Consider the following 13,649-nt stretch of genomic DNA (forward strand, 5'->3'; position numbering starts at 1 on the left):
CGTCCCGGCGAATCAATAACGCTCAACGATCGGTTGCGCCAGATGCTAAGTGAGGTATATATCGCCGGAAGCTCGGTTCTCCCGATAAGGTGATGAAATCATTGTCCCTTACCGGGTTGAAAACAAGATTTTCCGCGTGCAGCTGCGCCGAATAGCTCGCAGAACTGGTATATTGCCGTGCCACAGTGCCAGCATGTTGGGTTGCGGCCTTGTTGTGTGCAGCGCACAACAATGATTTTCTAAGGATTGGTAACATATAATCACACAATGTGATCATGGCGCATCGGCCAATTGTGGCATGAGATGCCGGCAAAAGAACCGTCAGGGACTCCAACTAGCATGGCAGGAAATTACTTCGGCACCGACGGCATTCGCGGGCGCGCCAACAAGTTTCCGATGACCGCTGAAATCGCCATGCGCGTCGGCATGGCCGCCGGCCTTTCGTTCCAGCGTGGCAGCCACCGCCATCGTGTCGTTCTCGGCAAGGACACCAGGCTTTCCGGCTACATGATCGAGAATGCGATGGTGGCCGGCCTTTGCGCCGCAGGCATGGACGTGTTCCTGCTCGGCCCGATCCCGACCCCGGCCGTTGCCATGCTGGTGCGTTCACTGCGCGCCGATATCGGTGTCATGATCTCGGCTTCGCACAACCCCTATTACGACAACGGCATCAAGCTGTTCGGGCCGGACGGCTACAAGCTCTCTGACGAGATCGAAGAGCGCATCGAGAGCATGCTCGACAAGGATATAGATCTGGCACTCGCCGATTCCGACGGGCTTGGCCGCGCCAAGCGCGTCGACGGCGTGCATGACCGCTATATCGAATTCGCCAAGCGCACCTTGCCGCGCTCGATGTCGCTCTCGGGCCTCAGGATCGTTGTCGATTGCGCCAATGGCGCCGCCTACAAGGTGGCGCCCGAGGCGCTGTGGGAGCTTGGCGCCGAGGTCGTGGCCATCAATGTCGAACCGAACGGCTTCAACATCAACAAGGAATGCGGCTCGACCCATCCGGCCGGCCTGCAGAAGAAAGTGCACGAAGTGCGCGCCGATATCGGCATCGCGCTCGATGGCGATGCCGACCGTGTCGTCATCGTCGACGAGAATGGCACGATCGTCGATGGCGACCAGATCATGGCGCTGATCGCCGAGTCCTGGCACCAGAGTGGACGGCTTGCCGGCGGCGGCGTGGTTTCGACGGTCATGTCCAATCTCGGCCTCGAACGCTTCCTCGGCGACATGAAGCTGCAATTGCACCGTACCAAGGTTGGCGACCGCTACGTCGTGGAGCACATGCGTGCGCACGGGCTCAATGTCGGCGGTGAGCAGTCGGGCCACATCGTGCTATCGGATTTCTCGACCACCGGCGATGGCCTCGTATCGGCGCTGCAGGTGCTGGCCTGCATCAAGCGCCAGGGCCGTCCGGTCAGCGAACTGTCGAAGAAGTTCGAACCGGTGCCGCAACTCCTGAAGAATGTCCGTATCGCCGGCGGCAAGCCGCTCGAGGAAGCTCCGGTCAAAGCCGCCATCGAGGATGCACGCCACCGTCTCGGCAAGGCCGGGCGGCTGGTCATCCGTCCGTCCGGCACCGAGCCGCTGATCCGTGTCATGGCCGAGGGCGACGATCCGCAGTTGGTCGAGGCCGTCGTCAACGACATCGTCGAGGTCATTTCGGAGACCCGCAGCGCCGCCTGATCTCCGGCGCGCCCGCGGCACGCCACGCCGCTGATTGCATCGAGGCCCGCCCTTCCGGCGGGCTTTTTTGTTGGCCGGGAACTGACCTCAGACTGTCGAAATCATCCCCGAATCCTTCGAATTTTAGAGATTCGTGGTTAATCGACAGGGTTAAACGCCTTTTAACTTTTCCAATTCATTATCCAAGCTTGAAAGCCAATCTCATTCGGACGCGATCGCGTTCCGAGGGTTCCTAGGGGTGACAAGCATGTTCAATACAGCAAGAAAGGCCCTGTTCGCGCTGCTGTTCGCGGGCCTGGCCTGGCCAGTGTTCGCAGCCGACCTGCCTGAGCCGCAGGTCGAAGAAGCACCGCCGCCGGTCTACGAGCAGCCGGTCGACGTTGGCGGCTGGTATATCCGTGGCGACCTCGACTATCACAAGTCTTATGTGAGCGGCATCGACTACATGACCTACACCGTCGATCCCTGTAACTGCTCGGTCACGCCCGGCGGCAAGAGTTTCGACTACGGCAAGCTCAAGGGCGGCTTCTCGCTCGGCGGCGGCGTCGGCTACAAGATCAGCGATCATCTGCGCGCTGACGTGACCGCCGACTACTGGTTCAAGTCGAACTTCAACGGCGGTACCTCGGATCTCGTCTCGACCTCGACCGAAGTGTCGAAGATGAGCGCCTTCCTGCTGCTCGCCAACGCCTATGTCGACATCGGTACCTGGCACGGCATCACGCCTTATGTCGGCGCCGGTATCGGTGGCGCGCACGTCAAGTGGGATACTGTCAGTGACCCGAACACCACCGAGACCAACCCCGGAGCATCCAACTGGCGCTTCGCCTATGCTCTGATGGCCGGTGCCTCATACTGCTTGACCGACAAGATCATCCTCGATGCGGGCTACCGCTTCTCCCATATCCAGGGCGGCCGCATGTTCGAATGGGATGTGACCAGCTCCGGCCCAGGCTTCGACCGTGGCATCAACACGCACGAGGTACGCGGCGGCCTGCGCTATCAGTTCGGCGGCAACAATGGCTGCGCGGCCCCCGTCGTGGCCTACCAGCCCGAGCCCGAGCCGATCTACACCAAGTAAGATTTTCCATCCTCGAATGGTCTCGAACCGCCCGGCTTGACCGGGCGGTTTTCGTTCGAGCTGTCGCCAATGAAGTGTTTGGAAAGCAAGGTCAATTTAGGGCGTCTGCATTAGCTGAAATGAATTCGCTAACGCTCTGTTAGCCTTAACTGTGACTTAACCACTATGGTTAACAATGCTTTCTGAAACGATGGCTGCCGTGTTGATTGCAGGTGTCGCCAAATCCGGGAGTCGGGACCATGACACTCACATCGCGTATTGTGCTGGCGCTTGCCGGACTCGGCCTCTTGCCGCTGACACCGGCATTCGCCGCCGACTACGATCCGCCGATCTACGCCGACCAGGCCCCCGACTATGTGCCGGTCGAGGTCGGCTCCGGCTGGTATCTGCGCGGCGACGTCTCCTATCTGGTGCAGAAGAGCTTCAAAAATGGGGATTTCACCTTCCCGTCAACGATCAACAATGAAAGCTTTGGTGAGAGCGAAGACGCATATTTCGCGAGCGTAGGCTTCGGATATCATTTCAACGATTACCTCCGCGCCGATCTCAACTTCGGCTATTTGCCGGGTAACAACGCCAGCTTCAGCTATGACGATTCAGCCGTCGTCGCACTGCCGACATTTCCGACCCAGGGATCGGGATCGCTGAAGAACTATGCCTTCTCGGGGATACTCAATGGCTATGTCGATCTCGGCACATATGTCGGAATCACGCCTTATCTCGGCGCCGGCATCGGGGTCGTCCGCAGCACGCACAAGCTTTCGGCGAGTTACACGGATAATAATGTCCCCGCCAACAGTTTCAGCGTGCAGGACAATGCGACAAAATATTCCCTCGCCTATACGCTGAATGCGGGCCTTGCCTACCAGGTGACGAAGAATGTTTCCGTCGATCTGGGCTATCAGTATTTTTCCGCCCCGAGCGCGGAGTATGTGACGGCCGAGAGCCTGACCTCCTTTCCGCTCAAGAAGGGAATCAGCAATCACCAGGTCAAGGTCGGGCTACGCTACGATCTCTGGTAGGCCCGGGATAGATCAGCATTTTGGCGGCGGATCCCTGCGGTCCGCCGTTTGCGTTTGAAATCACGCGATCCTGATCACGGATTCGCCGGTATCCCGGCAGCGACAAAAACTTTCCTCTTGACGCCCGACGCCTGAACGCATATCGCCGTCCGTGGGCCACCCCTCCCCAACGAGGGGCCACTATCTGGAAGGATAGACCACGATGACGACGCATACGAAGCCCGGACTCCGTCCGGCAAACCCCAATTTCTCCTCAGGTCCCTGCGCAAAACGTCCCGGCTGGTCGGTCGAGGCGCTCGAAAATGCCGCGCTCGGCCGTTCCCATCGCGCCAAGATCGGCAAGACCAAGCTCGAACAGGCGATCGAGCTGACGCGCGAAATCCTTCAGGTTCCCGCCGACTACCGCATCGGCATCGTGCCGGCGTCGGACACAGGTGCCGTCGAGATGGCGCTGTGGTCGCTGCTTGGCGAGCGCGGCGTCGACATGGTCGCCTGGGAAAGCTTCGGCTCCGGCTGGGTCACCGATGTGGTCAAGCAGTTGAAGCTGCCAGACGTGCGTAAGCTCGAGGCCGGCTATGGCGACCTGCCGGATCTGGCCAAGATCGACTTCGACCGTGACGTGGTCTTCACCTGGAACGGCACTACATCGGGCGTGCGCGTGCCGAACGGCGATTTCATTCCTGCCGCGCGCGGCGGCCTGACCATCTGCGATGCCACTTCGGCCGCGTTTGCGCAGAGGCTCGATTTCAAAAAGCTCGATGTCGTCACCTTCTCCTGGCAGAAGGTGCTTGGCGGCGAGGGCGCACACGGCATGCTGATCCTGTCGCCCCGCGCTGTCGCGCGGCTGGAGAGCTACAAACCTGCATGGCCGCTGCCGAAAATCTTCCGCCTGACCTCGGGCGGCAAGCTGATCGAAGGCATCTTCAAGGGCGAGACCATCAACACGCCGTCGATGCTGTGCGTCGAGGACTATCTCGACGCGCTCCAATGGGCGAAGTCGGCCGGCGGCCTCGATGCGTTGATTGCCAGAGCGGATGCCAATGCCGCCGTGCTCGACGGTTTTGTCGACAAGTCGTCATGGCTCGGCCATCTCGCAGTCGATCCGGCGACGCGGTCGAACACGTCCGTCTGCTTGTCCTTCACCGATCCCGATGTGGCGGCGCTCGACGCCGACGGGCAGGCGGCTTTCGCCAAGGGGCTGGTCTCGGCGCTCGACAAGGAAGGCGTCGCCTATGACATCGGTTCCTATCGCGACGCGCCCCCCGGTCTGCGCATCTGGTGCGGCGCGACGGTCGAGACGTCAGATCTCGAAGCGCTGCTGCCCTGGCTCGACTGGGCCTTCGCCGCGCAGAAGGCGTCGCTGAAGGCGGCGGCCTGAGACTTTCCGTGGCGGCCTGCGGGCCGCCCATTCCCGGATCAATCCCCATTTCAAGGAGGCCGCCATGGCGCCCCGCGTTCTCGTCTCTGACAAACTTTCTCCCACCGCCGTGCAGATATTCAAGGATCGCGGCGTCGAGGTCGACTATCTGCCCGACCTCGGCAAGGACAAGGAAAAGCTGCTCGAAGTGATCGGCCAGTATGACGGCCTCGCCATCCGCTCGGCGACCAAGGTCACCGAGAAGCTGATCAACGCCGCCCCGAACCTCAAGGTCATCGGCCGCGCCGGCATCGGCGTCGACAATGTCGATATACCGGCGGCGAGCCGCAAGGGTATCATCGTGATGAACACGCCCTTCGGCAATTCGATCACGACGGCCGAACATGCGGTCGCGATGATCTTCGCGCTGGCGCGACAGATCCCGGAGGCCAACGCCTCGACCCATGCCGGCAAGTGGGAGAAAAACCGCTTCATGGGGGTCGAGATCACCGGCAAGACGCTGGGCGTCATCGGCTGCGGCAATATCGGTTCGATCGTGGCGACGCGCGGCGTCGGCCTGAAGATGCATGTCGTCGCCTTCGACCCATTCCTGTCGGACAAGCGTGCCGAGGAGCTCGGCGTCGACAAGGTCGAGCTCGACGAGCTGTTCGCGCGCGCGGACTTCATCACGCTGCACACGCCGCTGACCGACAAGACGCGCAACATCATCGATGCCGCGGCAATCGCCAAGATGAAGAACGGCGTGCGCATCATCAATTGCGCGCGCGGCGGGCTGGTCGTCGAGGCCGATCTGATCGCGGCGCTGAAGAGCGGGAAGGTGGCGGGTGCCGGCATCGACGTGTTCGAGGTCGAACCGGCCGAACAGAACGCGCTGTTCGGCATGGAAAACGTGGTGGCGACACCGCATCTCGGCGCCTCGACGGCGGAAGCGCAGGAGAATGTCGCGCTGCAGGTCGCCGAGCAGATGGCCGACTATCTGATCAAGGGTGCGGTCTCCAACGCCATCAACATGCCGTCGATCACGGCGGAAGAAGCGCCGCGGCTGAAGCCCTTCGTCAAGCTCGCCGAAGTGCTCGGCGCCTTTGTCGGCCAGGTCACCGAGGATCCGATCAAGGAGGTCGAGATCCTGTTCGACGGCTCGACGGCGACGATGAACACGCGCGCGCTGATCAGTGCCACCCTTGCCGGGCTGATCAGGCCGCAGGTCGCCGACGTCAATATGGTGTCAGCGCCGATCATGGTGAAAGAGCGCGGCATCATCGTCGCCGAGGTCAAGCGCGACAAGTCGGGCGTCTTCGACGGTTACATCAAGCTCACCGTCAAGACCGAGCACATGACGCGGTCGATCGCCGGCACCTGCTTCTCGGACGGCAAGCCGCGCTTCATCCAGATCAAGGGCATCAACCTCGACGCCGAGGTCGGACAGCACATGCTCTACACCACCAATGCCGATGCGCCCGGCATCATCGGCCTGCTCGGCACGGTGTGCGGCGAAAACGGCGTCAACATCGCCAACTTCCAGCTTGGCCGCAACCGGCCGGGCGGCGACGCCATCGCGCTGCTCTATCTCGACGCGCCATTCCCGGAAAAAGTGCTGGAGCAGGTACGGGCGCACAAGTCGATCGACTCGGCCAAACGGCTGCAGTTCGACGTGGGCGGGATCTGATCCGGCTTTTTGCCAAGATCGGAAGGTGCGGCCTATGTCGCGCCTTCTTGCTGCTCAGCGCGCCTTGACGGCGGGGTCATCGCCATCTTGCGCCCGCTGTATTCGGCGAGACCGATGCCGCCCAGCACGAGCACAAGCGCCAGTGCCTGATAGAGCTGGAACGTCTCGCCGACGATCAGCACCGAAAGCAGCGTGCCGAAGATCGGCACCAGATTGATGAACAGGCCGGCGCGGTTGGCGCCGATCAGTTCGTTGCCCCTGATGTAAGTTATCTGCGAGATGACCGACGCGCCGATCGCGGTGTAGACGATGACCGTCCAGCCGCGCGCGTCGGGCACGATGACCTTGCCGGCAGCGACCTCCCACAGCAAGAAGGGCAGCGAGGTGATGAGCGCGGCGATCGACATGGCCAGCATCAGGCTCTGCCAGCGCATCGCCGGCTTCAGCCGCAAGCCGACCGAATAGCCGCTGTAAAGGATGACCGCCACCAGCATGATGGCGTCGCCGAAATTGAGTTCCAGTGTCAGCAGCCGGCGCGGGTCGCCGTGGCAAGCGGTCAGGATGACGCCGGCAATGGTCAGCACGACGCCTGCGATCTGCGCCCAGTTCACGCGCAGCCGGAAGAAGATGAAATTGGCAACGATGATCAGGATCGGCATCGCCGCCTGTTCGATCGAGACGTTGATCGCGGTCGTGTAATTGAGCGCCGTGTAGAAGATGGTGTTGAACAGCGTGAAGCCACTGGCGCCGAGTGCGGCCAGAACGAGCCAGTGCCTGCGCACCACCGGCCAGTCCTCCTGGATCGTGCGCCAGCCGATCGGCAGCAGGATCGCCACCGCCAGCATCCAGCGCAGGAAGACCAGCATCATCGGCGAGACATGATCGACCGCGAGCTTGCCGGCCACCGAATTGCCGCCCCACAGCAAGGTGGTGAGCAGCAGGAATAAGTAGGCGTGTCGATGCATCGCGGGATTCCGGCCGCGGCGGATGCGCTGCGGTGTTTGCCGGCCTATTGCCCCCGCCTGTCCAAGTAAATGATGTCAAAGCCGAAAATTGTTGTGCCTCAGGGCATTTTCGGCGGCAAAGAAAGGTCGCACTCGCGAGGTCTTGACGCTATAGAGGCCTGTCGTTTCGAACCATATCCAAGCCGCTCGGCGGCGTCTCAAGGGAAAAGAAACATGGCCAATGTGGTGGTCGTCGGCTCGCAATGGGGCGACGAAGGCAAGGGCAAGATCGTCGACTGGCTGTCGGAGCGTGCCGATGTCGTGGTGCGTTTCCAGGGTGGCCATAATGCCGGCCACACGCTGGTCGTCGACGGCAAGGTCTACAAGCTGTCGCTGTTGCCGTCCGGCGTCGTGCGGCAGGGCAAGCTGTCCATCATCGGCAATGGCGTCGTCTTCGATCCGCATGCTTTCGTGGCGGAAGTGGCGAAGCTCAAGGCGCAGGGTGTCGACGTGACGCCGGATCGCCTGAAAATAGCCGAAAACACAGCGCTTATCCTGTCGTTGCACCGGGAGCTGGACGGATTCCGTGAGGACGCCGCCTCAAATTCCGGGACGAAGATCGGCACGACCCGCCGGGGCATTGGTCCCGCCTATGAGGACAAGGTGGGTCGGCGCGCGGTGCGGGTGATGGATCTGGCGGATTTGGAAACGCTTCCCCTGAAGGTCGACAGGCTGCTGACGCACCACAATGCGCTGCGCCGCGGGCTTGGCCATGGCGAAGTCACGCATGACGCGATCATGGCGGAATTGACCTCGGTCGCGGATGAGATCCTGCCCTATATGGACCGTGTCTGGAAGATCCTCGACGACAAGCGCCGCGCCGGTGAGCGCATCCTGTTCGAGGGCGCGCAAGGCACGCTGCTCGATATCGACCACGGCACCTATCCGTTCGTCACCTCGTCCAACACGGTGGCCGGACAGGCCGCCGCCGGCTCCGGCGTCGGTCCGGGCGCCATCGGCTATGTGCTCGGCATCACCAAGGCCTACACGACGCGCGTCGGCGAAGGTCCGTTCCCGACCGAGCAGAAAAACGAGATCGGCGAGTTCCTCGGCACGCGCGGCCATGAATTCGGCGTCGTTACCGGGCGCAAGCGCCGCTGCGGCTGGTTCGACGCGGTGCTGGTGCGCCAGGCCGTCGCCGTCAACGGCATCAAGGGCATCGCGCTGACCAAGCTCGACGTGCTCGACGGGCTGGACGAGATCAAGGTCTGCACCGGCTATCGCCTCGACGGCGAGATGATCGATTATCTGCCGGCCAGCCAGGGCGCACAGGCCCGTGTCGAACCGGTCTACGAGACGCTGGAAGGGTGGAAAGGCACCACCGCCGGCGCGCGCAGCTGGAACGATCTTCCGGCCCAGGCCGTCAAATATGTCCGATACATAGAGGAGTTGATCGGTGCGCCGGTCGCCCTCCTCTCCACCAGCCCGGAACGGGACGACACGATACTTGTGACCGATCCGTTTCAAGACTAGTTTCTGAAGCCTTTCCGGGCATAGCGGCTGATTTGCGGGGGCCGGCGCGGAAGCAAAATACAGGTCGACTGAAGCATGGCAGATTTCGTTGCTGTTCTGAAAAAGGCGCTCGACAAATACGGCGAGCCGACGCCCGAAACGCGCACACGGACCTACGATGGTGCCCGTTCCGCGCTGGCAAAGAAGCTCGCGGAATATTCGCCGCCGCTGGCCGCCGAGGTCATAGCCAAGCAGAAGCGCTCGCTGGAAGACGCCATTGCCAGCGTCGAGCGCGACTATGCCAAGAGCGTGCCGGAAACGGATCCGCTTGCCGAGCTGGAACACATCTTTTCCTCGATCGACCGCAACAAGAACCAGCCGAGCCACACGCGCCAGCCGGTGAAGGCGGAGCCGGCGTGGCCGGCGCCGCCAGTCGCGAAGCCCGAGCCCTATCGGCCCGCGCCGCCGCCCGCCGCCAAGGTCGAGCCAAGCTGGCAAAAGCCTGTGCCGGTGCAACCAGTAGCCCCCGACCTTGCCGACCATGCCTTGCCGGGCATGGATACGGACCAGGACGATGACCGCGCCGATGTTTTCCCGAATGACGACGAGCCGGCGGCGGCTGATACGTTCCAGCGCCTGCGTCCGGCCGAGCGCAAGCGCAGTTATGGCGGGCTGATCGCCGCGGTCGTTGCCTTGCTGGTCGTTGCCGGCGGCGGTTATGGCATCTGGCTGAACAAGGATGCTTTCGGCAAGATGCTGGGCCTGGGCGGCAGCAAGGTTGTTGCCAAGACCGAACCGGTGAAACCGGCACCGGCCAAGCCGGCGACCGACGCGGCGGCGACGCCGCCGGCACCTGCAGCGGGCGCCGAAGCGACGAAATTCACGCAGCGGCTGACGCCTGAAGGCGGCGAGACCGACCCCGGCCCGGCCGGTGGACAAACCGGCATAGGCGAGGGGGAATCCGTCGCCGCGCTGACCACGCCGCCATCGGCGACGAATGCGCCGGCCGCGCCGCCACCGGCTGCAGCCGCGCCGGCCGCGGCGGCACCAGCCGCAGCCGCACCTGCGCCTGCGGCGACTGCGCCTGCGGCAGGCACCGCCCCCGCCGCAACCCCGCCTGCTAACGGAACCGCACCGGCGGCGCCGGCCGATGCTGCCGCCACGCCGCCGGCAGCACCTACAGGCGCTGCGCCCGCAGCACCGGCGGCCGCCGCTCCAGCGACGGCAAGCTCGGTGCCGGTCGGCCAGAAGGCGATCTTCTATGAGGAGCGCACCAGCACGGCGCAGGGTTCGGCCGAGCCCGGCAGCATCGTCTGGTCGCTGGTGCAGGAATCGCCCGGCGGCGACCTGCCGCCCGAGCCGGCGATCCGCGCCGAGGCGACCATTCCCGGCAAGGACATCCAGCTGCGCATGACCATCCGCCGCAACACCGACCAGACGCTGCCGGCCAGCCACATCATCGAGATGATCTTCCTGACGCCCGACGGTTTCGAGGGCGGTGGTGTCGACAACATATTGCGGGTCGCCATGAAGAGTTCGGAGCAGGATGCCGGCAGCCCGCTGATCGGCATTCCGGCCAAGATCGCCGACGGCTTCTTCCTCGTTGCGCTCAACGACACCAAGGCCGACGAGGACGCCAACATGACCTTGCTGCGCGGCCAGGACTGGATCGATGTGCCGGTGGTCTACAAGACCGGACGGCGGGCGCTGCTGACCATGGAAAAAGGCATTCCCGGCGAGAAGGTCTTCGACGAGGCGATCAAGGCCTGGCAGGCCAAGACGGCAGGCTGACGATGGGCGTTTCGCTCGGCTGTCGCCTTCGTTCAGAAGCCCTGGAACAGCATGTCGAGCGCGGCGACGACGTCGTCGTGGTGCTTTGTCAGGTTCAGCCGACTTTCCCCCAATTCGCTTGCCGGAATGGTGGCAATCAGGTGTGTTGCCATGACCAGCTTCCGGCCATTGATCTCGAAGATCGGATGAAGCTTTCGCATTGGCGGCGGCACCGCTGCGACCGGCAGCAGCGGGACGACTACCCGCGTCTTGAAATGGTCGAGCAGGTCGGATTGAACGTCGAGCAGATAGTTGCCTTCGATCCGACCGGCGAAGACATCATAGCGGGGCATCAGAACTGCCGGTACTCTTCCAAGGGGATGCCGTTCTTTTCGACGTAGTCGTTCCAGGCGTCCATCGTGGCCCGGTTCTCAAGCTTCCACAGCCGCGTTTTTTCAGCCGCCACCGCCTCCGCGATGCCAGCTTCCGCGGCGCGTGAGACATTCACGTCCAGCCCCTTGGCTTCCCTCATGAGGTTCGAATCGATCGACAGATTGGCTGGCTGCCGGATCGCATTCAGGGCAATCTTACGCATAATAGCCTCCGCAACATGCGCATAATGTATGCGCATTCCCGCACTGAGGCAATAATCGAGTGAACGGTTTCGGGTGAGCTTTGCCTGAAGGCGAACCGGGCTTTCACCGATCGTCGCTTCAACAGACAAAGTCGTTGTCGTTTGATCGGCCTACGGCCGAACGCTCCTCACCCCTCCATCTCCTCGCGCAACATCTCCAACACCAGCCACTCTTCCTCGAGCGCCGCCAGCGTCGCGCGCTCCTTGTCGAGGGCGGCGATGGTCTTCTGGAACGAGGCCGGATCGCGCTCGTAATAGGCCGGGTCGGCGATGTTGTTCTCCAGCCGCGAGATCGACGCGGTCACCGCCTCGATCTTCTTGGGGAGCGATTCCAGGGCGAATTTCTGCTTGAACGACAGCTTCTTCGCTGCGCCTTTCGGGGCTGCCGGCTCGCTCTTGCCTGGCGACTGTGCATCGCCGGCTTCAGCCTTGGTGCGCACCTTGCGGTCGTCGAGCCTTGTGCCGCCGCGCTGCGCCAGCATGTCGGAATAGCCGCCGGCATATTCGACCCAGCGGCCGCCGCCGTCCGGCGCGATGATGCTGGTTACGGTGCGGTCGAGGAAATCGCGGTCGTGGCTGACCAGGATGACGGTGCCGGCAAAGCCGGCGACCAGTTCCTGCAGCAGTTCCAGCGTCTCCATGTCGAGATCGTTGGTCGGCTCATCGAGCACCAGGAGGTTGGCCGGCCGCGCCAGCACGCGCGCCAGGATCAGTCGCGCCCGCTCGCCGCCGGACAGTTCGCGCACCGGCGTGCGCGCCTGCTCCGGCTTGAACAGGAAGTCCTTCATGTAGGAGACGACATGGCGCTGTTCGCCGTTGATGACGAGGTTTTCGCCGCGCCCGTCGGTGAGGTATTGCGCCAGCGTCTCCTGCGGGTCGACCGCCTCGCGCTTCTGGTCGAGCGTGGCGATCTCAAGATTGGTGCCGAGCCGCACCGAGCCGGCATCCGGCTTCATCTCGCCGGTCAGCATCTTCAATAGCGTCGTCTTGCCGGCGCCGTTCGGCCCGACGAGGCCGACGCGGTCGCCGCGCTGGATGCGGGTCGAGAAACCCTTGACCACGGTGAGGTCTCCAAAGCTCTTCTCGATGTTCTTCGCTTCGATCACCAGCTTGCCGGATTCGGCGGCGTCGCTCGCCACCATGGTCGCGTTGCCTTCGGCACCGCGATGGCCGCGGAAGCGCTGGCGCATGGTCTGCAACTCGCCCAACCGGCGCATGTTGCGCTTGCGCCGCGCCGTCACGCCGTAGCGCAGCCAGTGTTCCTCGCGCACGATCTGGCGGCCGAGCTTGTGCTGTTCGCGCTCTTCCTCTTCCAGAACCAGGTCGCGCCATTCCTCGAAATGGCCGAAACCCTTGTCCAGCCTGCGGGTCTGGCCCCGGTCGAGCCAGACAGTGGCGCGCGACACGCGCTCGAGAAAGCGGCGGTCGTGCGAGATGACGATGAGCGCCGATGAGGTGCGCACGAGCTCCTCTTCGAGCCATTCGATGACGGACAGATCAAGATGGTTAGTTGGCTCATCAAGCAGCAGAATGTCTGGCTCCGGCGCCATGACACGGGCCAGGGCGGCGCGCCTCGCCTCGCCGCCGGAGAGATCGCCCGGCCGCTCCTCACCGGTGAGACCGAGATGCTCCATCAGATAGCTGGCGCGGTACGGATCGTCGGCAGGCCCCAGCCCCGCCTCGACATAGGCGCGCACGGTGGCGAAACCGTCCATGTCTGGCATTTGCGGCAGATAGCGGACGGTCGCCGAAGGCTGACGGAACACCTCGCCCTCCTGCGGTTCGATCAGGCCGGCGGCGATCTTGAGCAGCGTCGACTTGCCGGATCCATTGCGACCGACCAGGGCAATCTTGTCGCCGGCCGAAGCCGTCAAGGCGGCGCCATCGAGCAGCGGCGTGCCGCCGAAGGTCAGTTTTATCCCGTCGAGATTGAGAAGGGGCGGGGCCATG

Annotated in this window: 11 protein-coding genes; 7 read left to right on the plus strand and 4 right to left on the minus strand. The window is 63.2% G+C overall.

Annotation, left to right across the window (positions count from 1 at the left end; genetic code table 11):
• The first annotated feature begins 339 nt into the window (after positions 1-339).
• The 5 genes from glmM (at position 340) to serA (ending at position 6,839) form a co-directional block, all read left to right on the plus strand.
• Positions 340-1,692: a phosphoglucosamine mutase gene (gene glmM / locus AC04SF_RS20695; protein ID WP_096451184.1), complete on the plus strand. Its 1,353-nt coding sequence runs from the start codon at positions 340-342 to the stop codon at positions 1,690-1,692.
• Positions 1,693-1,939: 247 nt separating this feature from the next.
• On the plus strand, positions 1,940-2,773 hold the full coding sequence (locus tag AC04SF_RS20700) for an outer membrane protein (RefSeq protein ID WP_488479310.1): 834 nt from the start codon (positions 1,940-1,942) through the stop codon (positions 2,771-2,773).
• A gap of 239 nt (positions 2,774-3,012) precedes the next feature.
• Complete coding sequence (locus AC04SF_RS20705; protein WP_488479311.1) at positions 3,013-3,795, plus strand: outer membrane protein; 783 nt, start codon at positions 3,013-3,015, stop codon at positions 3,793-3,795.
• Positions 3,796-3,997: 202 nt separating this feature from the next.
• A complete protein-coding gene (locus tag AC04SF_RS20710; protein ID WP_488479312.1) occupies positions 3,998-5,173 on the plus strand; it encodes a phosphoserine transaminase in 1,176 nt (391 codons plus the stop codon).
• Positions 5,174-5,237: 64 nt separating this feature from the next.
• Positions 5,238-6,839 carry a phosphoglycerate dehydrogenase gene (gene serA / locus AC04SF_RS20715; RefSeq protein WP_488479313.1) on the plus strand — a complete coding sequence of 534 codons (1,602 nt, stop codon included), beginning with the start codon at positions 5,238-5,240 and terminating at the stop codon, positions 6,837-6,839.
• 32 nt (positions 6,840-6,871) lie between these two features.
• Here serA and AC04SF_RS20720 read toward each other — a convergent pair whose 3' ends face one another.
• Complete coding sequence (locus AC04SF_RS20720; protein WP_488479314.1) at positions 6,872-7,804, minus strand: DMT family transporter; 933 nt, start codon at positions 7,802-7,804, stop codon at positions 6,872-6,874.
• A gap of 213 nt (positions 7,805-8,017) precedes the next feature.
• Here AC04SF_RS20720 and AC04SF_RS20725 point away from each other — a divergent pair, with 213 nt between their 5' ends.
• Positions 8,018-9,316 carry an adenylosuccinate synthase gene (locus tag AC04SF_RS20725; RefSeq protein WP_096451174.1) on the plus strand — a complete coding sequence of 433 codons (1,299 nt, stop codon included), beginning with the start codon at positions 8,018-8,020 and terminating at the stop codon, positions 9,314-9,316.
• Between the two features lie 75 nt (positions 9,317-9,391).
• The gene (locus tag AC04SF_RS20730) at positions 9,392-11,086 is read left to right on the plus strand and encodes a hypothetical protein (RefSeq protein ID WP_488479315.1); all 1,695 of its coding nucleotides are present in this window, start codon (positions 9,392-9,394) and stop codon (positions 11,084-11,086) included.
• A gap of 32 nt (positions 11,087-11,118) precedes the next feature.
• On the opposite strand, the gene AC04SF_RS20735 is transcribed toward AC04SF_RS20730, so the two are convergent.
• From AC04SF_RS20735 to AC04SF_RS20745, 3 genes are all read right to left on the minus strand, one after another.
• Complete coding sequence (locus AC04SF_RS20735) at positions 11,119-11,418, minus strand: CcdB family protein (protein WP_488479316.1); 300 nt, start codon at positions 11,416-11,418, stop codon at positions 11,119-11,121.
• On the minus strand, positions 11,418-11,660 hold the full coding sequence (locus AC04SF_RS20740) for a type II toxin-antitoxin system CcdA family antitoxin (RefSeq protein WP_056576468.1): 243 nt from the start codon (positions 11,658-11,660) through the stop codon (positions 11,418-11,420). Before AC04SF_RS20740 ends, AC04SF_RS20735 begins: the two co-directional genes overlap by 1 nt.
• A gap of 167 nt (positions 11,661-11,827) precedes the next feature.
• A complete protein-coding gene (locus tag AC04SF_RS20745; protein WP_488479317.1) occupies positions 11,828-13,648 on the minus strand; it encodes an ABC-F family ATP-binding cassette domain-containing protein in 1,821 nt (606 codons plus the stop codon).
• Position 13,649: the final 1 nt, after the last annotated feature.

The organism is Mesorhizobium sp. CNPSo 4671, assembly GCF_057784245.1.